The 23,076-nt window shown below is 64.5% G+C and carries 20 protein-coding genes; 5 read left to right on the top strand and 15 right to left on the bottom strand.

Translation table 11 applies throughout. The annotated features are described in order from the left end of the window. Positions 1 to 21: 21 nt before the first annotated feature. From L1P09_RS05035 to L1P09_RS04980, 12 genes are all read right to left on the bottom strand, one after another. Positions 22 to 570, bottom strand: a complete 549-nt coding sequence (locus L1P09_RS05035; RefSeq protein WP_029888050.1) for a hypothetical protein — start codon at positions 568 to 570, stop codon at positions 22 to 24. 28 nt (positions 571 to 598) lie between these two features. Continuing rightward, positions 599 to 1,315: a TetR/AcrR family transcriptional regulator gene (locus L1P09_RS05030; protein WP_029888049.1), complete on the bottom strand. Its 717-nt coding sequence runs from the start codon at positions 1,313 to 1,315 to the stop codon at positions 599 to 601. Positions 1,316 to 1,465: 150 nt separating this feature from the next. Next, positions 1,466 to 2,968 (bottom strand): lysine--tRNA ligase, encoded by a 1,503-nt coding sequence (gene lysS, locus L1P09_RS05025; RefSeq protein WP_009686998.1) that lies wholly within the window; start codon positions 2,966 to 2,968, stop codon positions 1,466 to 1,468. Between the two features lie 92 nt (positions 2,969 to 3,060). Next, positions 3,061 to 4,156 (bottom strand): peptide chain release factor 2 gene (prfB, locus tag L1P09_RS05020; RefSeq protein ID WP_104148317.1). Its coding sequence is split into 2 segments (ribosomal slippage): positions 3,061 to 4,083 and positions 4,085 to 4,156, totalling 1,095 coding nucleotides; the frame shifts between segments, so codons are not numbered across the junction. Between the two features lie 128 nt (positions 4,157 to 4,284). Continuing rightward, a complete protein-coding gene (gene wspR, locus L1P09_RS05015; RefSeq protein ID WP_029888047.1) occupies positions 4,285 to 5,289 on the bottom strand; it encodes a Wsp signal transduction system regulator diguanylate cyclase WspR in 1,005 nt (334 codons plus the stop codon). A 51-nt stretch (positions 5,290 to 5,340) separates the two neighbouring features. Then, positions 5,341 to 6,354, bottom strand: coding sequence for a chemotaxis response regulator protein-glutamate methylesterase (gene cheB, locus L1P09_RS05010; RefSeq protein WP_054881192.1), 1,014 nt, complete (start codon positions 6,352 to 6,354; stop codon positions 5,341 to 5,343). Beyond that, positions 6,351 to 8,675 carry a hybrid sensor histidine kinase/response regulator gene (locus L1P09_RS05005; RefSeq protein ID WP_029887714.1) on the bottom strand — a complete coding sequence of 775 codons (2,325 nt, stop codon included), beginning with the start codon at positions 8,673 to 8,675 and terminating at the stop codon, positions 6,351 to 6,353. Before L1P09_RS05005 ends, cheB begins: the two co-directional genes overlap by 4 nt. Beyond that, positions 8,672 to 9,337 (bottom strand): chemotaxis protein CheW, encoded by a 666-nt coding sequence (locus L1P09_RS05000; RefSeq protein WP_029887715.1) that lies wholly within the window; start codon positions 9,335 to 9,337, stop codon positions 8,672 to 8,674. The genes L1P09_RS05005 and L1P09_RS05000 overlap by 4 nt, the downstream gene beginning before the upstream one ends. After that, positions 9,334 to 10,614 carry a CheR family methyltransferase gene (locus tag L1P09_RS04995; RefSeq protein ID WP_235768544.1) on the bottom strand — a complete coding sequence of 427 codons (1,281 nt, stop codon included), beginning with the start codon at positions 10,612 to 10,614 and terminating at the stop codon, positions 9,334 to 9,336. Before L1P09_RS04995 ends, L1P09_RS05000 begins: the two co-directional genes overlap by 4 nt. Then, positions 10,611 to 11,117 carry a chemotaxis protein CheW gene (locus L1P09_RS04990; protein WP_054881189.1) on the bottom strand — a complete coding sequence of 169 codons (507 nt, stop codon included), beginning with the start codon at positions 11,115 to 11,117 and terminating at the stop codon, positions 10,611 to 10,613. The genes L1P09_RS04995 and L1P09_RS04990 overlap by 4 nt, the downstream gene beginning before the upstream one ends. A gap of 5 nt (positions 11,118 to 11,122) precedes the next feature. After that, positions 11,123 to 12,745 (bottom strand): methyl-accepting chemotaxis protein, encoded by a 1,623-nt coding sequence (locus L1P09_RS04985; protein ID WP_029887718.1) that lies wholly within the window; start codon positions 12,743 to 12,745, stop codon positions 11,123 to 11,125. Between the two features lie 274 nt (positions 12,746 to 13,019). Continuing rightward, positions 13,020 to 13,703, bottom strand: a complete 684-nt coding sequence (locus L1P09_RS04980; RefSeq protein ID WP_029886743.1) for a tellurite resistance TerB family protein — start codon at positions 13,701 to 13,703, stop codon at positions 13,020 to 13,022. A gap of 157 nt (positions 13,704 to 13,860) precedes the next feature. On the opposite strand from L1P09_RS04980, the gene ydcS reads away from it, so the two are divergent. From ydcS to L1P09_RS04955, 5 genes are all read left to right on the top strand, one after another. Beyond that, positions 13,861 to 15,012, top strand: coding sequence for a putative ABC transporter substrate-binding protein YdcS (ydcS, locus tag L1P09_RS04975; RefSeq protein ID WP_029886742.1), 1,152 nt, complete (start codon positions 13,861 to 13,863; stop codon positions 15,010 to 15,012). A gap of 102 nt (positions 15,013 to 15,114) precedes the next feature. Continuing rightward, positions 15,115 to 16,152 carry an ABC transporter ATP-binding protein gene (locus L1P09_RS04970; protein ID WP_009683461.1) on the top strand — a complete coding sequence of 346 codons (1,038 nt, stop codon included), beginning with the start codon at positions 15,115 to 15,117 and terminating at the stop codon, positions 16,150 to 16,152. Continuing rightward, positions 16,149 to 17,060, top strand: a complete 912-nt coding sequence (locus L1P09_RS04965) for an ABC transporter permease (RefSeq protein ID WP_029886741.1) — start codon at positions 16,149 to 16,151, stop codon at positions 17,058 to 17,060. Before L1P09_RS04970 ends, L1P09_RS04965 begins: the two co-directional genes overlap by 4 nt. Continuing rightward, complete coding sequence (locus L1P09_RS04960; protein WP_009683459.1) at positions 17,050 to 17,856, top strand: ABC transporter permease; 807 nt, start codon at positions 17,050 to 17,052, stop codon at positions 17,854 to 17,856. Before L1P09_RS04965 ends, L1P09_RS04960 begins: the two co-directional genes overlap by 11 nt. Positions 17,857 to 17,873: 17 nt before the next feature. Further along, positions 17,874 to 19,298, top strand: coding sequence for a gamma-aminobutyraldehyde dehydrogenase (locus tag L1P09_RS04955; RefSeq protein ID WP_235768543.1), 1,425 nt, complete (start codon positions 17,874 to 17,876; stop codon positions 19,296 to 19,298). A 193-nt stretch (positions 19,299 to 19,491) separates the two neighbouring features. Here the strand turns inward: L1P09_RS04955 and L1P09_RS04950 are convergent, their stop codons facing one another. The 3 genes from L1P09_RS04950 to L1P09_RS04940 form a co-directional block, all read right to left on the bottom strand. After that, positions 19,492 to 20,598: an NADH:flavin oxidoreductase/NADH oxidase gene (locus L1P09_RS04950; protein WP_029886739.1), complete on the bottom strand. Its 1,107-nt coding sequence runs from the start codon at positions 20,596 to 20,598 to the stop codon at positions 19,492 to 19,494. A 176-nt stretch (positions 20,599 to 20,774) separates the two neighbouring features. Continuing rightward, the gene (gene recJ / locus L1P09_RS04945; protein WP_029886738.1) at positions 20,775 to 22,484 is read right to left on the bottom strand and encodes a single-stranded-DNA-specific exonuclease RecJ; all 1,710 of its coding nucleotides are present in this window, start codon (positions 22,482 to 22,484) and stop codon (positions 20,775 to 20,777) included. A gap of 8 nt (positions 22,485 to 22,492) precedes the next feature. Beyond that, the gene (locus L1P09_RS04940) at positions 22,493 to 23,035 is read right to left on the bottom strand and encodes a YaeQ family protein (protein WP_009683453.1); all 543 of its coding nucleotides are present in this window, start codon (positions 23,033 to 23,035) and stop codon (positions 22,493 to 22,495) included. Positions 23,036 to 23,076: the final 41 nt, after the last annotated feature.

Genomic DNA, 23,076 nt, shown 5'->3' with positions numbered 1-23,076 from the left:
CCGGCGATGAAGCCAGCACGGTCATTTGCCGGACCGCTGGAACCGGGCCACTTCAACGAACAGGTCCGAGTTGGCCGGGTCGTCCAGGTACGCCAGCACCCGCGCCGACGGGCTATCGATCAACACACCATCGCCGTTGCCTTCCGGCACCTCGGTACTGCGCCCGGTCAGTTCCTGTTTGTCCACTGCCTGCTGCACCTGCTCGACATCCAGGTTGTACAGCACCAGTTCCTTGCCATCGACGATATCGAAGCCGCCAATCAGGAAATTGCCGCCCAGGCGCTTGGGCACACCGGCCGACAGGTACCAGCGGTTACCGTGGCGCGACACCGTGAACATGTAGGCTTCCGGTGCCTTGCCTTTGGCCGTGGCGACCGCCTTGTAGGCATTGCCACTGCTGCGGGTGATGGTGAGCTTCAACGGCTCACCCCAGGCGTCCTTGCTGCTCCACTTGCCGAGCAAGGCCTTGGGCGCGGCCTGATTGCTGGGCAATGGCTCATGGAAGGTCACCAGACAACCGCCCAGCAGCAGGAATGACAAAGTCAACAACACCACACGCCAGGCTTTCATCAGGTTCTCCTTGAAAAGTCGGTCTCGCTCAGGCCGATGCCAGCACCAGTTGCAGGTATCGGGTAAGCATAGCGAGCATCTGCCCATCGGCTTGCGCATTGGCATCCTTGAGCAGGCCCTGATATTCCATCTGCTCGATAATCGCCGTCAACATTTGGGCGTCCTGTTCCGGTTGCCGCGAGCCGACCACCTGTAGCAATTGACGGGTGCCGTGCAGCAGGATCTGCTCGTGCGCACAGACCAGTTCCGCCAGGCGCGGGCACAGCAGCGCCTCTTGGCGGAACGCCTGTTCGGCCATCAGGAAGTCGCGGCGGTTCAGCAGTTGGCGCTGCACGTAGTCGGCGGTCATGCGTGCCACTTCGTCAGCCAGCCGTGCCCGCGCCTGCGGGCTGCCATCCCCTTGGGCCAGCAGCTGGCGCAGTACAACTTCGGTGTTGGCCCACAGTTTGGCCATGTAGGCGGCGCTGCGTTCGACGTACTGGGCGAAGGTATCGGTGAGCAGGTCCTCGATGTCCTTGAAATAGTAGGTGGTGGCCGACAAAGGCACACCGGCCTCGGCAGCCACCGCCCGGTGACGCACGCCGCGAACGCCATCGCGCACGACAATGCGCATGGCAGCATCGAGAATCTGCTGGCGACGTTGTTCGCTGCCTTGGCGGGCAGCTTTGCGGCCTTGGTATTGCACGCTTTCGGCGACGGCGGTGGCGATGCCGGCGGCGCCCTGGTGAGGGGTGGCGGGTGTCATAGGGGACCTCACGGAAGAAGCGGCAAGCTACAAGCGGCAAGCCACCAGAAAAAGCGGAATGCACGCGGACTGCCGTTTCTTGTAGCTTGCCGCTTATGGCTTGCCGCTCGCAAAGAAAAGCCGCCTGAAAAGGCGGCTCGTTCAGCTCACTCAGGCCTGCGGGCGCATGTGCGGGAACAGGATCACATCGCGGATCGACGGCGAGTTGGTCAGCAGCATCACCAGGCGGTCGATACCAATGCCTTCGCCCGCGGTCGGCGGCATGCCGTACTCCAGCGCGCGAACGAAGTCGGCGTCGTAGTGCATGGCTTCGTCGTCACCGGCGTCTTTCTCGGCCACCTGGGCCAGGAAGCGCTCGGCCTGGTCTTCGGCATCGTTGAGCTCGGAATAGGCGTTGGCGATTTCGCGGCCACCGATGAACAGCTCGAAACGGTCGGTCACGGCCGGGTTGTCGTCGTTGCGACGGGCCAGCGGCGACACCTCGAACGGGTACTCGGTGATGAAGTGGGGCTGCTCCAGCTTGTGCTCGACCAGCTCTTCGAAAATCATCACCTGCAGCTTGCCCAGGCCTTCGTGGCCCAGCACCTTGGCACCGGCCTTCTTGGCGATGTCACGGGCGCGGTCGACGTCCTGCAGGTCGGCGGCGGTCAGCTCCGGGTTGTACTTGAGGATCGAGTCGAACACCGACAGGCGGGCGAACGGCTCGCCGAAGTGGAACACCTTGTCGCCGTACGGCACGTCGGTGCTGCCCAGAACCAGCTGCGCCAGCTCGCGGAACAGTTCCTCGGTGAGGTCCATGTTGTCGCGGTAGTCGGCGTAGGCCTGGTAGAACTCGAGCATGGTGAATTCCGGGTTGTGCCGGGTCGAAACACCTTCGTTACGGAAGTTGCGGTTGATCTCGAACACCTTCTCGAACCCGCCCACGACAAGCCGCTTGAGGTACAGCTCCGGTGCAATGCGCAGGAACATGGCCATGTCCAGGGCATTGTGGTGGGTTTCGAACGGCTTGGCCGCAGCACCACCCGGGATGGTTTGCAGCATGGGCGTTTCGACTTCGAGGAAGTCACGCTCGATGAGGAACTTGCGAATGTGCGAGATCACCTGCGAGCGCACACGGAAGGTGTGGCGGGTTTCTTCGTTGACCATCAGGTCGACGTAGCGCTGGCGGTAGCGCTGCTCGGTATCGGTCAGGCCGTGGTGCTTGTCGGGCAGCGGGCGCAGCGACTTGGTCAGCAGGCGCACGTTGGTCATTTCGACGTACAGGTCGCCTTTGCCAGAGCGGGCCAGGGTGCCTTCGGCGCTGATGATGTCGCCCAGGTCCCAGGTTTTGACTGCGGCCAGGGTTTCTTCCGGCAGGGTCTTGCGGTTGACGTAGACCTGAATGCGGCCGGTCATGTCCTGGATCACCATGAACGAGCCACGGTTGAGCATGATGCGGCCCGCCACCTTGACCGGAATCGCGGCTGCTTCCAGCTCTTCCTTGGTCTTGTCCGCGTACTGCTTCTGCAGGTCGTTGCAGTAGCTGTCGCGACGGAAGTCATTGGGGAAGGCATTGCCCTTGGCACGCTCGGCGGCAAGTTTTTCCTTGCGCAGGGCGATCAGGGCATTCTCTTCCTGTTGCAGGTCTTGCGATTCGGTCTTGAGGTCGCTCATCTGGTCATTTTTTCCATCAGGTATTCGTTGCCCTTTTCGGGCAGGGCACGCGCCAGCGGCGGTTAGCCGATGGCGCGGCGGTGGAGTACGGCTTACAGGCCCTGCTTCAGGCTTGCTTCCAGGTACTGGTCGAGGTCGCCGTCCAGCACCTTCTGGCAGTCGCTGCGTTCCACGCCGGTACGCAGGTCCTTGATACGCGAGTCATCCAGCACGTAGGAGCGGATCTGGTGGCCCCAGCCGATGTCCGACTTGCTGTCTTCCAACGCCTGCGAGGCGGCGTTGCGCTTTTGCATTTCCAGCTCGTACAACTTGGCCCGCAGCATTTTCATGGCGGTGTCCTTGTTGGCGTGCTGCGAACGTTCGTTCTGGCACGCCACCACGGTGTTGGTCGGTACGTGGGTGATACGTACGGCCGAGTCGGTGGTGTTGACGTGCTGGCCACCGGCACCGGAGGAACGGTAGGTGTCGATGCGCAGGTCGGACGGATTGATCTCGATTTCGACCTTGTCGTCGATTTCTGGCGAAACGAACACCGCCGAGAACGAGGTGTGGCGACGGGCGCCGGAGTCGAACGGGCTCTTGCGCACCAGGCGGTGCACGCCGATTTCGGTGCGCAGCCAGCCAAAGGCGTACTCGCCCTTGATGTGCACGGTGGCGCCCTTGATACCGGCTACTTCACCTTCGGACAGTTCGATGATGGTGGCGTCGAAACCACGCTTGTCGGCCCAGCGCAGGTACATGCGCAGCAGGATGTTGGCCCAGTCCTGCGCCTCGGTACCGCCAGAGCCGGCCTGGATATCCAGGTAGGCGTTGTTCATGTCCATTTCGCCGCTGAACATGCGACGGAACTCAAGCTGAGCCAGGTTTTCTTCCAGGCCCTCCAGCTCGGTCACGACGTCGCCGACGGCGCCTTCGTCATTTTCCTCGACAGCCATGTCGAGCAAGTCCTGGCAGTCGCCCAGGCCGTTGGACAGCTTGTCCAGGGTCTCGACCACCTGTGCCAGCATGGCACGCTCGCGGCCCAGGGCCTGCGCGTACTCGGGCTTGTTCCAGACGTTGGGGTCTTCCAGCTCGCGGTTGACTTCGATCAGGCGGTCATGCTTTTGATCGTAGTCAAAGATACCCCCGAATTGACTGGGAACGCTCGGTGAGGTCCTTGATGGTGTTCAGGATCGGTTGGATTTCCATGGGCTGGCTACTCGCACGAATTCGGTGAAAAGCCTGCGAGTATAACCGAGTCCGCCGCAGGGCGGCAGACCCGCCGGGCGGTAGCCTGTACATGAGCTACCACGAGGGCCGGTGCTGTTATCGGCGCGTCAGGCAATGCCGACCTGGTTGCGCCCGCCATTCTTGGCCAGGTACAGGCCCTTGTCGGCCGCCGAGATCAGTTGCCGGCAATGGCTGCCGATACTCGGGGTCTGGGTGGCCAGGCCAATGCTCACGGTCAGAAACGCATCAGCCGCCGGTGCAGTGTGCGGGATCCCCAGGCCATGCACGGTCTGGCGCAGCTTTTCGGCCACCAGCCGTGCCCCGCCAGGCGAGGTGTTGGGCAGCACCAGGGCGAATTCCTCGCCGCCGTAACGCGCGGGCAGGTCACTGGGCCGCGAGCACGAGCCGCGGATCGACTCAGCCACCTGGCGCAGCGCCTCGTCACCGGCCAGGTGGCCGAAGCTGTCGTTGAAGGCCTTGAAGTAGTCCACGTCGATCATCAGCAGCGACAGTTGTTGCTGCTCGCGCATGGCCCGGCGCCACTCCAGTTCCAGGTATTCGTCGAAGTGCCGGCGGTTGGACAGCCCGGTCAGGCCATCGGAGTTCATCAGCCGCTGCAGCATCAGGTTTGAATCCAGCAGCTGCTGCTGGCTGACGCGCAGGGCGCGGTAGGCCTCGTCGCGCTGCAGCAGGGTCAGGTAGGAACGCGAGTGGTAGCGAATGCGCGCCACCAGTTCGATGGTGTCCGGCAGCTTGACCAGGTAATCATTGGCCCCGGCCGCAAACGCCGCACTCTTGACCAGAGGGTCTTCCTTGGTGGAGAGCACGATGATCGGAATGTCCTGGGTCGCCGGGTTGTTGCGGTACTCACGCACCAGGGTCAAGCCATCCAGGCCCGGCATGATCAGGTCCTGAAGGATGACCGTGGGCTTGATGCGCATGGCCTGGGCCACCGCCTGGTGGGGGTCGGCACAGAAGTGGAAGTCGATGTTGTCCTGGTTGGCCAACCCTCGCCTCACGGCCTCGCCGATCATGGCCTGATCGTCGACCAGCAGTACCATCGCCGCGTTTTCGTTGGTGGTCGCGAAACCTTCGATCGGTAAATCATCCATACATGGTCACCCGATCACTACCGGCGTGGCGGCGTGATTCAATACGTGTCGTCATTTTCCAAAAATTTCCGTCAAGCGCCCGGCGATGTGGTCCAGCGGGCGAATTTCCACGGCAGCATCAATGGCTGCGGCGGCCTTGGGCATGCCGTACACCGCACTGGTGGCCTGGTCCTGGGCAATGGTCAGGAAACCCTGCTGACGCATCAGCTTCAGGCCTTGGGCACCGTCGCGGCCCATGCCGGTGAGCAATACCCCCACCGCATCGCCGTGCCAGTGTTGGGCCACGCTCTCGAAAAACACATTGATCGACGGCCGGTAGATTTCATTCACCGGCTCGGCAGTGTAGGCCAGTTGGCCGTTCTTTAGCAGGCGGATATGGTGATTGGTGCCGGCCAGCAGCACCACGCCCGGCTGCGGCGGCTCGCCTTCACGGGCCAGCCGCACCTCCCGTTTGGCGGCGGTGCCGAGCCACTCGGCCATGCCTGCGGCAAATACCTGGTCCACATGCTGGACCAGCACGATGGCCGCCGGAAACGCCGGCGGCAAGCCTTTGAGCAACACCTCCAGGGCTGCCGGGCCACCGGCCGACGAACCAATCGCCACCAGGCCGCGACGCTGTGAAGCTTCGCGCAGCGGCAGCTCAACCGGGCGCGCAACCGGTGCACGCTGCTGGCCAATCAGCCAGCCGATATTGAGGATCTTGCGCAGCAGCGGGGCCGCCGCTTCGCGGGGATCACCCGCGCCCAGCGCTGGGGTGTCCACCACATCGAGCGCGCCATGGCCCATGGCCTCGAACACCCGGTGCACGTTCTGCTTGCGGTCGACCGTGACGACGACGATGGCACATGGGGTTTCGGCCATGATCCGCCGGGTCGCCTCCACGCCGTCCATCACCGGCATGATCAGGTCCATGAGGATCAGGTCCGGAAGCTGCTCGGTACAACGCTGCACTGCCTCGGCGCCATTGCTGGCCACCCACACCAGCTCGTGCGCGGGCTCAAGAGCGACTGCGCGGCGTAGGGCCTCGACCGCCATGGGCATGTCATTGACGATGGCGATCTTCATCCCTGAGCCCCTCCGATCAGTTCCACCACAGCATCCAGCAACGCGTCGTCGTGGAAACTGGCCTTTGCCAAATAGTAGTCGGCCCCAGCATCCAGGCCACGCCGCCGGTCTTCCTCACGGTCTTTGTAGGACACCACCATCACTGGCAAGCCTTGCAGGCGCTGGTCGCGCCGCACCAGGGTGACCAGTTCGATACCGTCCATGCGGGGCATGTCGATATCGGTGATCAGCAAATCGAAGTCTTCACTGCGCAAGGCGTTCCAGCCGTCCATGCCGTCTACCGCTACCGCCACGTCGTAGCCACGGTGGCTGAGCAGCTTGCGCTGCAGCTCGCGCACGGTCAGTGAATCGTCGACCACCAGGATGCGTTTGTGCGCCACCCCACGGGTGCCGCCGCTGTCGCGTTCGATACGCTCCAGGCTGCCGGTGCTCAGCAGCTTATCCACCGAGCGCAGCAGGTCTTCGACATCGACGATCAGCACCACTGAACCATCATCGAGCAAGGCACCCGAAGAAATGTCCTGCACCTTGCCCAGCCGTGGGTCGAGCGGCATCACCACCAGCACGCGTTCGCCTACCAGGCGCTCCACGGCCACACCGTACAGTTGCTCGCGCTCACGGATCACCACGACCCGCAGGCTGCTGCCGTCGCTTTGCCCCAGCGGGCGGTTGAGCAACTGGCTGGCCGCCACCAGGCCGATGTGCCGGCCCTCGTGCCAGAAGTGCTGGCGGCCTTCGATCTGCACGATCTGCTCGGCGGTGACGTCCAGGGTGCGCTCGATATGCGCCAGCGGAAAAGCGTAAGCCTCGCCACCGACCTCGACGACCAGGCTACGCACCACGGACAGGGTCAACGGCACCTGCAGATGGAAGCGGCAGCCCTGCCCTGGCTGCTGGCTCAGCTCGATCGAGCCGCGCAGTTCGCGAATCATGTGTTGCACCGCATCCAGCCCGACGCCGCGCCCGGACACTTCGGTCACCTTGTCGCGCAGGCTGAAGCCGGGCAGGAACAGGAATGTCAGCAGTTCCGCTTCGCTCATGCGCGCCACGGTGTCGGCCGGCGACAGGGCGCGCTCGACGATACTGCCGCGCAGGCGCTCCAGGTCGATACCGGCGCCATCGTCGATCAGCTCCAGGCTGAGCATGCCAGCCTGGTGCGAGGCACGCAGGCGCACCAGCCCTTCCGCTGGCTTGCCCGCCAGCAGGCGCCGTTCCGGAAGTTCGATGCCGTGGTCCACGGCATTGCGCAACAGGTGGGTCAATGGCGCTTCAAGCTTTTCCAGCACATCACGGTCGACCTGGGTTTTTTCGCCCTCCACCACCAGCCGTACCGGCTTGCCCAGCGAGCGGCCGAGGTCTCGAACCATGCGACTCTGCCCGGCCAGCACATCGGCGAATGGCCGCATGCGGCAGGCCAGGGCCGTGTCGTACAGCAACTGCGCACGCTGACTGGCCTGCCAGCCGAACTCATCGAGGTCGGCGGCCTGCTGTTGCAGGATCTGCTGGGTCTCGACCAGCAGGCGCTGGGTTTGCGCCAAGGCTTCGAGCACTTCACTGTTCTGGCCGCTGTCTTCCAGCTGCATGCGCACGCCGTCGAGCGCCTGCATCCCTTGGCCGTGCATGCGTTTGAGGCGCTGCAGGGTGGCCAGGTAAGGCTTCAGGCGCTGGGTCTCCACCAGCGACTTGCTGGACAGGTCGAGCAGGCTGTTCAGGCGGTCGGCAGTGACCCGTAACACCCGTTCGCCTGCATCGCCGACGCGCTTGCCCACCTTGCGCCGCAGCGCTGGCTCGGGCTCGGGCTCAGGCTCAGGCTCGGCGTCGGGCTCTGACAGCTCACTGGGCAGCACCAACGGTGCCGGCGGCGGGCTGACCGACGGCGACGACGGCGATACGGCCACTGCCGCCACGGGCAGCGGCGGCACGCCGGCGCCGCCTGGGTCGAGCAGGCTGGTCATCTGCGCAAGAAACACCGGCAGGGTCGCCTGCGCTGCGCTGTCGCCCGGTGTGGCAATGCGCATCAGCAAGTCGGTCCCCTGCAACAGCGCATCGATATGCTCGGCATTCAACCTCAGGCGCCCCTCCTGGGCGGCTACCAGGCAATCCTCCATGACATGCGCGACGCTGACGCCCGCGTCCACGCCAACGATACGGGCGGCGCCCTTGAGCGAGTGGGCCGCGCGCATGCACGCCTCGAGCTGGTCAGCCTGGGTAGGGTTGCGCTCGAGTGCCATCAGGCCGGCGCTGAGTACCTGGGTCTGCGCTTCGGCCTCCAGGCTGAACAGCTCGAGCAACGAGGCGTCGCGCATTTGCTCTGGGGTCATGACAAGCTCCGCTGCACGGCAGCCAGTAAGTGTTGATCGTCCAGTACCCGCACGCTGCGCCCGCGCCATTGCAGCACCGCCGCGGTATAGCGGGTGGCGTCCTGGCCACTGCCCAGCAACAGCGGGTCGAGCCGGTGGATGCCGTCGATTTCCTCGACCGCCACCACCACCGGGCCGCCCTCGCTGGCCAGGATCAGCATGCGTGGCATCGCCCGGCCGCTGCGCTGCTCGGCAGCACCCGCCTGAACCCCCAGCAAGTCGGCCAATGACAGGCATGGCACCAGCGCCCCACGTACGTTGGCGACCCCCTGCAACACCCGCGAGCGCTGGTGCGGCAACGAATGCACGGCCTGCAACGGGGCGATTTCGGCCAGGCAGGCGGTCGCCAGCGCCAGCCATTCTTCACCCAGACGGAACAGCAACATGGAGCGACCGATGTGCTCTTGCAGCGGCTCACGCTCGGCCGCCGAGTGCTCCTGCGCCAATGCATAGCGGTCAAGCAGGCGGGTAGCCGCAGCGGCGTAGACTTCGCAGTTGCGGCAATGCACGTGCCGCTCCAGTAGCGGGCATTGCTTGTTGCCATGTACACCAATGCGGTTCCAGCAGTCGTCGATGAGCGCATCGTCATCGGCCAGCAGTTGCATCGCGGATTCACCGTTCACCGTTCAGACTCCCGCCCAGCCCGCGCCGCCCGCTCCTGCAGGCGCCGGGCCCCGGCCAGGTCACCCTGGGCCGCAAGCAGGGCCGCCAGGTGCAGCAACGCCTCGGGGTGTTGTGGCTCCAGATACAGCGCTTTGCGGTAGTGGGTCAGCGCTTGCTGTGCGTCGCCCTCGGTATCGCTGAGCAACCCCAGCCAGTAATACACCTGCGCCGCCGGCGGGTACTGGCCCAGGTAGCGCTGGCATTCGTGGCGAGCCTGTGCGCTGGCGCCGGCATTGGCCAGCCGGGCGATGCCGGCCAGCAGTTCGCTGGGGCCCTCACCCGCAGCCTCGCGGGCCGGCGCTGGCCGGGCCTCCACCGGCAGCGCACGCTGCGGCCGCGGCTCCGGCAAGGCCGGCTGCGAATACCCGGCAGGCCCGGCCCCCCGCCAACTGCGCCTGGCAGGTGCTGCCGCTGCCGCCGGCGCAGGCGCAGGCGTGCTGCTGCCTGGGTCTCGTACGTAGGCAAACGACTGGGCGATCCCCAGCGGGCGCATGCCCAGGCGCGCCAGCAGGCTGCCCTCGGCCGGACCGATGAACAGCACCCCCTGTGGGTGCAGCAGGCGCTTGAGCACTTCGAAGACGCGTTGCTGGGTCGGCACGTCGAAGTAGATCAGCAGGTTGCGACAGAACACGAAGTCATACAGGCCATCGCGGCTGGCCAGCAGCGGGTCGAGCACATTGCCTACCTGCAGGCTGACTTGCTGGCGTACCCGCTCGTGCAGGCGGTGGCCTTCGTCGACCACATCGAAGTAACGCTCGCGAAAACCCAGCTCGCTGCCGCGAAAGGCATTGCGGCCATACACGGCCTGCCCGGCCTTGGCCACCGAGCTGGGGCTGATGTCCATGCCATCGACCAGGAACGCCCCCGGCGCCATACCGGCATCAAACAAGGCCATGGCCAGCGAATAGGGCTCCTCGCCCGTCGAGCACGGCAGGCTGAGCAACCGCAGCGGCCGCGCGCCGTCCAGTTCGGCACGGCGCTTGTGCGCCAGGGCCGCCAGCGCGGTGAAGGACTCGGGGTACCGGAAGAACCAGGTCTCTGGCACGATCACCGCTTCGATCAGTGCTTGTTGCTCTTCACCGGACTGCTGCAGGCGCAGCCAGTAGTCGTCCAGATCGGCAGCGCCCACCGCTACGCTGCGCTGGCGCAGTGCACGCTCGACCATCGGCGTGCCGACAGACTCCACATCCAGGCCAATACGCTCACGCAAGAAACGGAAAAAACGCTGTTCGGTCATGTCGGCCCCCCGGTCGGGCCCTGCGTGTACAGCAATGCGTGCACGGCGTCGGGCAGCAGGTCATTGACTTCGATGCGCTGCAGCATGCCAAAGGCATCCTGCCGCACCGGCCCCAGGTAAGGGGCTTCGCTGGTGTCTACACCGTAGGGCTGGAACTCATCGGGCCGGCAGCGCAGGGTCTCGGTTGCCTGCTCCAGCACCAGCCCCAACTGCAGCCCAGCCCGGTAGTGCACCAGTACCAGCCGGGTGCTGGTGCGCTGCGCCGCCGGCTGGCCGAAGCTGAGCGCGGCCAGGTCGATGACGGGTATGAGCAGGCCACGGTGGGCCAGAATACCCGCCACCCAGGCTGGCGCCTGGGCAATCGGCTTGAGTGGCCGAAGTGGCAGCACTTCGACCACCTCGTGCACGCTCAGGGCAAAGCGTTGTTCCCTGATACGGAACTGCAGGTACAGCGCCCCCTTGGCGTTGCCCGGCTGTGCGGCCGGCGCTTGCGTGTCGGTCATCGCGGTCAGACTTTGAAACGCGACACGCCGCCACGCAAGCCAGCGGCCACCTGGCTAAGCTCATCGATGGCAAAGCTGGCCTGGCGCAGCGACTCGACGGTCTGGGTGCTGGCATCACTGAGCTGGGCCAACGCCTGGTTGATCTGCTCGGCACCGGTGGCCTGGGCCTGCATGCCTTCGTTGACCATCAGCACGCGCGGTGCCAAGGCCTGTACCTGGTGAATGATCTGGCTCAGTTGCTCGCCGACCTGCTGCACTTCGAACATGCCCCGGCGCACTTCTTCGGAAAACTTGTCCATGCCCATGACCCCAGCCGACACCGCCGACTGGATCTCGCGCACCATCTGCTCGATATCGTAGGTGGCCACGGCGGTCTGGTCGGCCAGGCGCCGCACCTCGGTGGCCACCACGGCAAAGCCACGGCCATACTCACCAGCCTTTTCCGCCTCGATCGCGGCGTTGAGCGACAACAGGTTGGTCTGGTCGGCCACCTTGACGATCGTCACGACCATCTGGGTAATATTGCTGGCCTTCTCGTTGAGGATGCCCAGCTTGGCGTTGACCAGGTCGGCGGCGCCCATCACCTGGTGCATGGTCTCTTCCATGCGGGCCAGGCCCTGCTGGCCGGAGCCGGCCAGGCTGGAGGCCTGGTCGGCGGCCGAAGTGACTTCAGTCATGGTGCGCACCAGGTCACGCGAAGTGGCGGCAATTTCCCGCGAGGTGGCGCCGATTTCCGTGGTGGTGGCTGCGGTTTCGGTGGCAGTGGCCTGCTGCTGCTTGGACGTGGCGGCGATCTCGGTAACCGACGTGGTGACCTGCACCGACGAGCGCTGGGCCTGGGCCACCAGGTTCGCCAGCGCTTCGGCCATTTCGTTGAAGCCGCTCTCGATGGCGCCGAACTCATCCTTGCGTTCCAGGCTCAGGCGCACGCTCAGGTCACCCGAACGCAGCTTGTCGAGGGCTCGGACGATACGCTGCATGGGCGCGGTGATGGCGCGCATCAGCAACAGGCCGCACACCCCGGCTGCGACAATGGCCAGCAACAGCGAGACGATCATGCTGCCCTTGGCGGTGGTCACGGCACTGACGATATCGCGGGTGGCGGCATCAGCGGAGGCGCGGTTGTTCTCGATGACATCGTTCAGGTGCTTGCGACCGTCGACCCAGGCGGGTGTGAGTACGTCGTTGATCAGGCGCTGGGCTTCGGCGTAGTTGCGCTGACGGTAGGCATCCAGCACCTGGCCGACAATCTTCATGTAGTTTTCTTCAAGCTGCACGAAGCTGTCGAAGCGGGCCTGGTCGTCATGGCCCTGGATGGTGCTCTGGTAACTGGCCATGAATTGCTTCAGCCGGTCTTCGAAACTCTTGAACAGTTCCATGTCGGCCGAGGTGATTTCCCGGTGGTTGGACAGCCCGACCAACTGTTGGCTGGTGACGTAGCTGTCGACCCAGGCGCTGCGGATCATCGAGCTGTAGTAGACCCCGGGAATGCTGTCTGTACCTACGGCGGCTTCGGCGGTTTCGATGGCGGCCAACCGCGAGTAGGCGGCCACGATCATCAGCAGCATGATGGCGATGATCACGGCGAAACTTGCCAGGATCCGTTGGCGCAACGTCCAGTTCTTCACATTCAGCCCTCAGGAATTCACAACGAGCGGGGAAAATCGCCGAAGTATAGCCTAGAGGCCTTACGCTTTTGCGGGTGAAATGTGGGGTAACCTGGCATCCCCGCTAATGGACGGAGCCCATCATGGAAAAGTCGCTTCGTTTGTGGGAGCGGCCTTGTGTCGCGAAAGGGCCGCGCAGCGGCCCCGGCATTTCATGCGGCGAAGCTAAAATCTTTGGGGCTGCTGCGCAGCCCTTTCGCGACACACAAGGCCGCTCCCACAAGGACCGCGTCGCTTACTGGCCTGCGGCTGAGCGCACCTGGCTCTCCAACTCCTGGCGCAAACCCGGGTCCAGACGCAACTGGCGGGCCAGCTCATCGAGGTAGGCGCGCTCCATGAAGTTTTCCTGGTCGACCATCATCGTGCTGGCCAGGTACATCTCGGCAGCCATCTCGGGCGTCTGTGCGGCGCGGGCGACTTCAGCCGGGTCCAGCGGCTTGTTCAGTTCGGCGTGCAGCCAATGCTGCAACTCGCGGTCGCTGTCCAGGCGGGTGAACTCACCTTCGATGAGCGCCCGTTCGCGTTCGTCGATATGGCCGTCGGACTTGGCCGCAGCCACCAGCGCCCGCAACACCGCCTGGCTGTGCTGCTCGACCTGGGCCGGCGGCAAGCGGTCGACCGTCTGCGGCTCGCTGGCAGCCACCTGCTGGCGCGCCTGCCAGTTGCCGTAGGCCTTATAGGCCAGCACCCCGAGTGCCGCGAGGCCACCATAGGTCAGGGCCTTGCCCCCGTATTTGCGCGCCTTCTTGTTGCCCAGCAGCACGCCCAGTGCGCCACCGCCCAGCAAGCCACCACCGGCCCCGGACAACAGGCCGCCAAGCCCGCTGGCGCCAGCGCCGGGTTTGCCGGAAGCAGACGATTTGTTCAGCAACTCCTGGCCAGATTTGAGCAGTTGGTCCAGCAAGCCACGGGTGTTCATGTGCAAGTCTCCAGGCATGGGAAGTCATCCGCCAGATTAAGGCCTGCCCGGTAAAGGACCATGCGCGGATTTGCTTCTGGATGTTGCATTGACTGGCAAAAAGCCAACTAGACTCGACCACTACCGCGACCACAATCTCCAACAAGAGGGAACACCCATGCCCGTGCACAAGACCGCATTGCTCGGCGCCACCACCTGTGCCGCGCTGGCCAGTACCGGCCTGCTGGCCGCCGAACCGCCCAAGGCCCTGGGGCCTGGCGAAGGGCGCCTGGACATCGTCGCCTGGCCCGGCTACATCGAGCGCGGTGAAAGCGACAAGGCGTATGACTGGGTGACCGGCTTCGAACAGCAAACCGGCTGCAAGGTCAGCGTGAAAACCGCTGCCACCTCGGACGAAATGGTCAGCCTGATGGCCAAGGGGGGCTACGACCTGGTTACCGCCTCGGGCGATGCCTCGTTACGGCTGATCGCCGGCAAACGGGTGCAACCGATCAACACCGCCTTGATCCCCAACTGGAAAAACATCGACCCGCGCCTGCAGAACGGTGGCTGGTATGTGGTCGATAAACAGGTCTATGGCACCCCGTACCAGTGGGGGCCGAACGTGCTGCTGTACAACACCAACACGTTCAAGCAGGCACCGACCAGCTGGGGCGTGGTGTTCATGCCGCAGGACCTGCCCGATGGCAAGCCGAACAAAGGCCGCGTACAGGCGTATGACGGGCCGATCTACATCGCGGACGCGGCGCTGTACCTGAAGTCGGCCAAGCCCGAACTGGGCATCCAGGACCCGTATGAACTGACCGAAACGCAATACCAGGCGGTGCTCGAACTGCTGCGCCAGCAGCAACCGCTGATCCATCGCTACTGGCACGACGCCACAGTGCAGATGAGCGACGTGAAGAACGAAGGCGTGGTCGCCTCCAGTTCGTGGGGCTACATGGTCAATGGCCTGAAGGCCGAGCACCAGCCCGTGGCGTCGACCATCCCCAAGGAGGGCGCTACCGGCTGGGCCGATACCACCATGCTGCACACCGATGCCAAGCACCCCAACTGCGCCTACCAATGGATGGACTGGTCGCTGCAGCCGAAGGTCCAGGGTGACGTGGCCGCCTGGTTCGGGTCGTTGCCCGCGGTGCCGGCAGCCTGCAGTGGCAGCGAGTTGCTCGGCGCCGAGGGTTGCAAGACCAACGGCTTCGACAACTTCGACAAGATCGCCTTCTGGAAAACCCCGCAGGCCCAGGGTGGCAAGTTCGTGCCCTACAGCCGCTGGACTCAAGACTACATTGCCATCATGGGTGGGCGCTGAGGGTTTTTCCGCCTGTTCCGGCCCTGTGGTGTGATCCCTGTGGGGCCGGCTTGCCGGGGACAGGGCCGATACAGGCAAGACAAGAACAACAGAGAACCGCGTATGCCCCTAGCCGTCCAGTTCACCCAGGTTTCCCGTAGCTTCGGCGAGGTCAAGGCCGTAGACCAGGTCAGCATCGACATCAGCGATGGGGAGTTCTTCTCCATGCTCGGCCCGTCCGGCTCCGGCAAGACCACCTGCCTGCGCCTGATCGCCGGCTTCGAGCAGCCAAGCAGCGGCTCGATCCGTATACACGGCCTGGAAGCTGCCGGCGTGCCGCCCTACCAGCGTGACGTCAATACCGTGTTCCAGGACTACGCGTTGTTCCCGCACATGAACGTGCTCGACAACATCGCCTATGGCTTGAAAGTGAAAGGCGTGGCCAAGGCCGAACGCCACAGCCGTGCCGAGCAAGCCCTGGCCATGGTGGCCCTGGCCGGCTACGGCGCGCGCAAGCCGGCGCAGCTTTCGGGTGGCCAGCGCCAGCGTGTGGCCCTGGCGCGGGCACTGGTCAACCGGCCCCGTGTGCTGCTGCTGGACGAGCCGCTGGGCGCGTTGGACCTCAAGCTGCGCGAACAGATGCAGGGCGAGCTGAAGAAGCTGCAACGCCAGCTAGGCATCACCTTCATCTTCGTCACCCATGACCAGACCGAGGCGCTGTCGATGTCGGACCGGGTCGCGGTGTTCAACCGCGGCCGCATCGAACAGGTCGACACCCCGCGCAATCTTTACATGAAACCCGCCACCACCTTCGTCGCTGAATTCGTCGGCACGTCCAACGTGGTGCGTGGCGAATTGGCGAGGGCGCTCAACGGCCACCCGGCGCCGTTTTCCATCCGCCCTGAGCACATCCGCCTGGGCGACCCGGTGGTTACCAGCCACGAGGTCCAGGTCAGCGGCCTGCTGCGCGATGTGCAGTACCAGGGCAGCGCCACCCGGTACGAGTTGCAACTGGACAATGGCCAACTGTTGGCGGTAACCCAGGCCAACGACCGCTGGCAGGCACAGCCCCAGGCCTGGCAGCCCGGGCAGCGGGTGCAGGCGCACTGGCCGCGCGAGGCGATGACCGTGCTGCAGGAAAGCGCTGGGCCATTGCCATGAGCGCGCTCCGAGGCCTGGCCGATGTGTTGTACCGGCGCCCCAACCTGTACCTGGCCCTGCTGCTGATCCCGCCACTGACCTGGTTCGGCGCCATCTACCTGGGCTCGTTGCTGAACCTGTTGTGGCAGGGTTTATACACCTTCGACGACTTCACCATGGCGGTCACCCCGGACCTGACCCTGGGCAACTTCGCCGCGCTGTTCAACCCGTCGAACTTCGACATCATCCTGCGGACCTTGGGCATGGCGGTGGCGGTGTCACTGGCCAGCGCGGTACTGGCGTTTCCCATCGCCTACTACATGGCGCGCTACACACGCGGCAAGACCAAGGCATTTTTCTATATCGCCGTGATGATGCCGATGTGGGCCAGCTACATCGTCAAGACCTACGCCTGGACCCTGCTGCTGGCCAAGGGTGGGGTGGCCCAGTGGTTCGTCCACCAGCTGCACCTGGACGCCCTGCTGCAAGCCGTGCTGACGGTGCCGGGCGTGGGCGGCAGCACGCTGTCGACCTCGCACCTGGGGCGCTTCATGGTGTTCGTGTACATCTGGCTGCCATTCATGATCCTGCCGATCCAGGCCTCCCTGGAGCGCTTGCCGCCGTCGCTGTTGCAGGCCTCGGCAGACCTTGGCGCACGCCCCGGGCAAACCTTCATGCAGGTGATACTGCCGCTGTCGATTCCCGGTATCGCCGCTGGCTCGATCTTCACCTTCTCGCTTACCCTCGGCGACTTCATCGTGCCGCAGCTGGTGGGCCCACCCGGCTACTTCATCGGCAGCATGGTCTATGCCCAGCAAGGGGCGATCGGCAACATGCCGATGGCGGCGGCATTTACCTTGGTGCCGATCGTGCTGATTGCGCTGTACCTGTCGATCGTCAAGCGCCTGGGGGCCTTCGATGCACTCTGAACAAGCCTCTGTAGGGTTGCGCCTGGCGGCCTGGGGCGGGCTGTTGTTCCTGCATTTCCCGATCCTGATCATCTTCCTGTACGCCTTCAACACCGAAGACGCAGCATTCAGCTTCCCGCCCACGGGGTTTACCCTGAAGTGGTTTGCCGTGGCCTTCGCCCGCACCGATGTGCTAGACGCGATCAAGCTGTCGTTGCAGGTCGCCTGCCTGGCGACCCTGATCGCCCTGGTGCTCGGCACACTGGCATCGGCCGCACTGTACCGGCGCAGCTTTTTCGGCAAAGAGGCCATATCGCTGATGCTGATCCTGCCCATCGCCCTGCCCGGCATCATCACCGGCATCGCCCTGCTCTCGGCGTTCAAGACCTTGGGCGTGGAGCCCGGGGTGTTCACCATCGTGGTCGGCCATGCCACATTCTGCGTGGTGATCGTCTACAACAATGTGATCGCCCGCCTGCGGCGCACCTCGCACAGCCTGATCGAGGCCTCCATGGACCTGGGTGCCGATGGCTGGCAGACCTTTCGCTACATCATCCTGCCCAACCTCGGCTCGGCACTGCTGGCCGGCGGTATGCTGGCCTTTGCCCTGTCGTTCGATGAGATCATTGTCACGACCTTCACCGCCGGCCACGAACGCACCCTGCCGATCTGGCTACTCAACCAGCTCAGCCGGCCGCGCGACGTGCCGGTGACCAATGTGGTAGCCATGCTGGTGATGTTGGTGACCATGCTGCCGATCCTTGGCGCCTATTACCTGACCCGTGGCGGCGACAGCGTTGCGGGCAGTGGCAAATGACCCTGGAGGAGTACCCGATGCAAACGCAGATGCTGATCAATGGCCAACTGGTCGCCGGCCAAGGCCCGACCTGGACCGTGCTCGACCCGGCGCTGGGCACCGCCCTGGCGCAGATCAACGAAGCCAGCGAAGCCCAGGTGGACAGCGCCGTGCGTGCCGCTGACCATGCGTTCGACAGCTGGTCGCAAACCAGCCCCAAGGACCGCGCCCAGGCGTTGTTGAACCTGGCAGACGCCATTGAGGCGCATGGCGATGAACTGGCTCGGCTGGAATCGCAGAACTGCGGCAAACCCTTGAGTGCCGCGCGCAACGACGAAATTCCGGCGATTGCCGACGTGTTTCGTTTTTTCGCCGGTGCGGCGCGCTGCCTGGGCGGCTCGGCGGCAGGTGAATACCTGCCGGGCCACACGTCGATGATCCGTCGCGACCCCTTGGGCGTGGTGGCCTCGATTGCACCGTGGAACTACCCACTGATGATGCTGGCCTGGAAGATCGCCCCGGCCCTGGCGGCCGGCAACACGGTAGTGATCAAACCCTCCGAGCTGACCCCGTTGACCGCCTTGCGCCTGGGGGAACTGGCCAAGGACCTGCTGCCGGCCGGGGTGCTCAACATTCTGTTTGGCCGTGGCCAGACGGTCGGCAACCCACTGGTTACGCACCCCAAGGTCCGCATGGTGTCGCTGACAGGCTCGATCCCCACCGGCGCCCATATCATCAGCGCCACCGCCGCCAGCGTGAAGCGCATGCACATGGAGCTGGGCGGCAAGGCGCCAGTCCTGGTGTTCGATGATGCCGACATCGATGCCGCGATCGAGGGTATTCGCACCTTCGGTTTCTACAACGCCGGCCAGGACTGCACGGCGGCTTGCCGCCTGTATGTGCAGGCCGGTATCTATGAGCGCTTCGTCGAGCGCCTGGGGGAAGCGGTAGCCAGCATCAAGCCCGGCCTGCAGGAGGCCGAGGGCACCGAGCTGGGGCCGCTGATCAGCGCCCAGCACCGCGACAAGGTCGCCGGCCTGGTACAGCGTGCCGTCGCCCAGCCGCACATTCGCCTGGTGACCGGTGGCAAGGCAATCGAGGGCGACGGGTACTTTTTCGAGCCGACGGTGCTGGCCGACGCCCTGCAGGATGATGAGATCGTGCGCAACGAAGTGTTCGGCCCGGTGGTGTCGGTAACCCGTTTCAGCGACGAAGCGCAGGCGCTGGAATGGGCCAACGACTCCAACTATGGCCTGGCCTCCTCGGTCTGGACCCGCGACACCGGCCGCGCCCACCGCCTGGCCGCACGCCTGCAATATGGCTGCACCTGGGTGAACACCCATTTCATGCTGGTCAGTGAAATGCCCCATGGCGGGCAGAAACACTCGGGGTATGGCAAGGACATGTCGATGTATGGGCTGGAGGACTACACCTGTGTGCGGCATGTGATGATCAAGCATTGATTATCATGCTCGGTCACGCTGGGTCCGCTCAACCGCGTTCAAGGTAGGAGCAACTGTCTTTCCCAAAATGTGAAAAGCCTGCGCGATTCATTGTGGGAGCGGGCTCGCTCGCGAAGCAGGCGACGCGGTGTCTGGCACCGGCTGCGCCGGTGTTCGCGGGCACGCCCGCTCCCACAAGGCCGCGCCTTCAGAATCAGTCGCGCAGATCCGACTCATGAATCGGGTTGGCCCGGCTGGTAGCGCGCTGGTACTGCGCCGGCCAGGTGGCCTTGTTACCGCCCAGGTCGTCGTCGGCATGCAGCGGCCAGTAAGGGTCGCGCAGCAGTTCGCGGGCAAGGAAGATGAGGTCGGCCTGGCCGGTACGCAGGATATGCTCGGCCTGCGCAGGTTCGGTGATCATGCCCACGGTGCCGGTGGCAATTTCAGACTCCTTGCGCACGCGCTCGGCGAAACGGGTCTGGTAGCCGGGGCCGGTGGGTATTTCGGCGTTGACCGAAGTGCCGCCAGAGGACACGTCGATCAAATCGACGCCCAGGTTACGCAGGCGCCGGGCCAGTTCGACGGTTTCATCCGGGTTCCAGCCGTCTTCCACCCAATCGGTTGCCGATACCCGCACGAACAGGGGCAATTCGGCAGGCCATACCTTACGCACCGCTTCCACCACCTGCAGGGTCAGGCGGATGCGGTTTTCGAAGCAACTGCCGTATTCGTCACGCCGCTGGTTGCTCAGCGGTGACAGGAACTGGTGCAGCAGGTAGCCATGGGCGGCGTGAACCTCGAGCACTTTGAAGCCGGCCTGCAACGCGCGCTCGGCCGAGGCAACGAAGGCACCGACCACCTCCTGGATGTCGCCCAAGGTCAGCTCGCGTGGCGTTGTATGTTGCGGGTCGAAGGCAATCTTCGAGGGCCCCACCGGCTGCCAGCCACCCTCCTCGGGTTTGACGCTACCGTGCTTGCCCAGCCAGGGGCGGTAGGTACTGGCCTTGCGCCCGGCGTGCGCCAGCTGGATGCCGGGCACGGCGCCCTGGGCGGTGATGAAGCGGGTGATGCGTTGCAGCGGGGCGATCTGTGCGTCCTCCCACAACCCAAGGTCTTCGGCGGTGATGCGGCCATCGGCGGTAACCGCCACGGCCTCGGTGATCACCAGGCCCGCGCCACCCACTGCGCGGCTGCCCAGGTGAACGAGGTGCCAGTCGTTGGCCAGGCCATCGGCTGCAGAATACTGGCACATCGGCGAAACGGCGATGCGGTTGGGCAACGTCAGTTGACGCAGGGTGTAAGGCTCGAGCAGCAGGCTCATGAGGGCACCTCCCAAGAACTCCAATGGTGATCCGGCCCGGACACTCAATAGCACGTCCCTGGCCTGGGTCCGGTCATACTTCAGACTAGACCAGAATGCCTGGGGGGAAGGTTCCATGGGATTTTGGGCAAGTTGTTTACAGACGCCTGTGGCTGGCCGCTCCTACAGGGTTGCGGTCAACGCGGTTCCATGTGGGCAATCATCAACTGCACACTTTCATTGCCCCGAAACTCGTTCACATCCAGCTTGTACGCCAACTCGACCCAGCGCACCGTCGGGTTCGGCCATACGTCGCGGTCGATGCCGAAGGCAATGCCATCCAGCCGCACCGAGCCACACTCGCTCTTCAGTACCACCTTCAAGTGCCGCTCGCCCACCACGCGCTGCTCCACCAACTGGAACACGCCATGAAACAGCGGCTCAGGGAAATGCTGGCCCCATGGCCCGGCATTGCGTAGCGCCTTGGCCAGATCGAGGTGGAATTCTTCCACCGCCAGGCTGCCGTCGGACAGCAGGCGCCCGGTCAGGTCGTCTTCACGCAGCTGGCGCCGTACCTCTTCGTCGAAGGCCTCGGCAAAGGCCGGGAAATTTGCCTCTGGCAACGACAAGCCAGCGGCCATGGCGTGGCCGCCGAACTTGCTGATCAATTGCGGGTGGCGCGCCGCCACGGCATCCAGCGCATCGCGAATATGGAACCCTGGCACAGAACGCGCCGAGCCCTTCAGCATGCCAGCGCCTGCATCGGCGAAGGCAATGGTCGGCCGGTGGTAACGCTCCTTCAGCCGCGACGCCAGAATACCGATCACGCCCTGGTGCCAGTCGGCATCGAACAGGCACAAGCCGTAAGGCATCGACTCGACCGGCAGGTCCTTGAGCTGGGCCAGCGCCTCGCGCTGCATGCCTTGCTCGATGGACTTGCGGTCCTGGTTCAGGTCATCCAGTTGCTGCGCCATGTCCTGGGCCAGCGCCGGGTCTTCGCACAGCAGGCATTCGATGCCCAGGCTCATGTCGTCCAGGCGCCCGGCTGCATTCAGGCGTGGGCCAAGAATGAAACCCAGGTCGGTGGAGGTGATGCGCCGGTGATCGCGGCGGGCCACCTCAAGAATGGCCTTCAAGCCCGGGCGGGCACGGCCGGCACGGATGCGCTCCAGGCCCTGGTGCACCAGGATGCGGTTGTTGGCATCCAGCGGCACCACATCGGCCACGCTGCCCAGGGCGACCAGGTCGAGCAGTTCACCGATGTTCGGCTGGGGTTGTGTCGCGTAGCGGCCCAGGCTGCGCAACCGCGCGCGCAGGGCCATCAGCACATAGAAGATGACACCGACCCCGGCCAGCGCCTTGCTCGGGAAGCTGCAACCCGGCTGGTTGGGGTTGATGATGGCGTCGGCATCGGGCAGTTGTTCGCCTGGCAAGTGATGGTCGGTCACCAGCACTTTCAGCCCAGCGGCCTTGGCAGCGGCCACCCCGTCGACGCTGGAAATGCCGTTGTCCACGGTAATCAGCAACTGCGGCTGGCGCTGCAGGGCAACTTCGACGATTTCCGGGGTCAGGCCGTAACCGTATTCAAAACGGTTGGGCACCAGGTAATCGACATGGGCTGCCCCCAACAAACGCAAGCCCAGCACCCCAACCGTACTTGCGGTGGCACCGTCGGCGTCGAAGTCGCCGACAATGAGAATGCGCTGGCGCTGGTCTATGGCAGCGACCAGCAGGTCGACGCCGGCCTCGATGCCCTTGAGCTGCTGGTAGGGCAGCAGCCGCGCAAGGCTTTTGTCCAGTTCGGCCTCGCTTTGCACGCCGCGTGCGGCATACAAACGGGTGAGCAAGGGTGGCAGGTTACCCAGAAAAGGCAGGGTCGCAGGCAGGGGGCGAGGTTCGATACGCATGGGTTGCTTCAGCCACGCTCACCCAGTAGCCACTGCAGTTGCACTTCGTGCTGGCCACGGTCGTCGGTAACGAAGACCGTACCTTCGCTGATCATCACATCCCACTTGATGGCGCGCGGCATGTCGGCGGCCAGGGTTTCCAGCACCTCCTGCGGCACTGCGGCGATGTTCAGGTTCTTGAGGTTCTTGACCGCGCTGACCACCTTGCCTTCCCACACACGCAGGCTGCCATAGGCCAGCAGGCTGGTGCGTTCGGTGCGCCGCGAGCACCAGGTCAGGCGCTCGGCATCGGGTTGGCCCACTTCGATCCAGTGCAGCACGCGGTCGTCCAGGCTCTTTTCCCACAGTGCCGGCTCATCTACATCCGACAGGCCACGGCCGAACGACAGGTTCTCGTTGTACCAGAGCGCGTAGGCCAACAACCGCACCGCCATGCGCTCTTCGGTTTCCGAAGGGTGGCGCGCGATGGTCTGCTTGACGCTTTGGTAGACGTTACGGTCAAGATCGGTGAGATTCAGTTCGAACTTGTAGGTGGTGGACGGCTGGGCCATGGTCGACGGGCTTCGTGCAAAAGAAAAGTCGCACAGTCTAA

Origin of the sequence: Pseudomonas juntendi, assembly GCF_021560075.1 — a bacterium.
Classification (GTDB): Bacteria; Pseudomonadota; Gammaproteobacteria; order Pseudomonadales; family Pseudomonadaceae; genus Aquipseudomonas; species Aquipseudomonas juntendi.
This window is presented reverse-complemented; position numbering and strand designations above follow the sequence as displayed.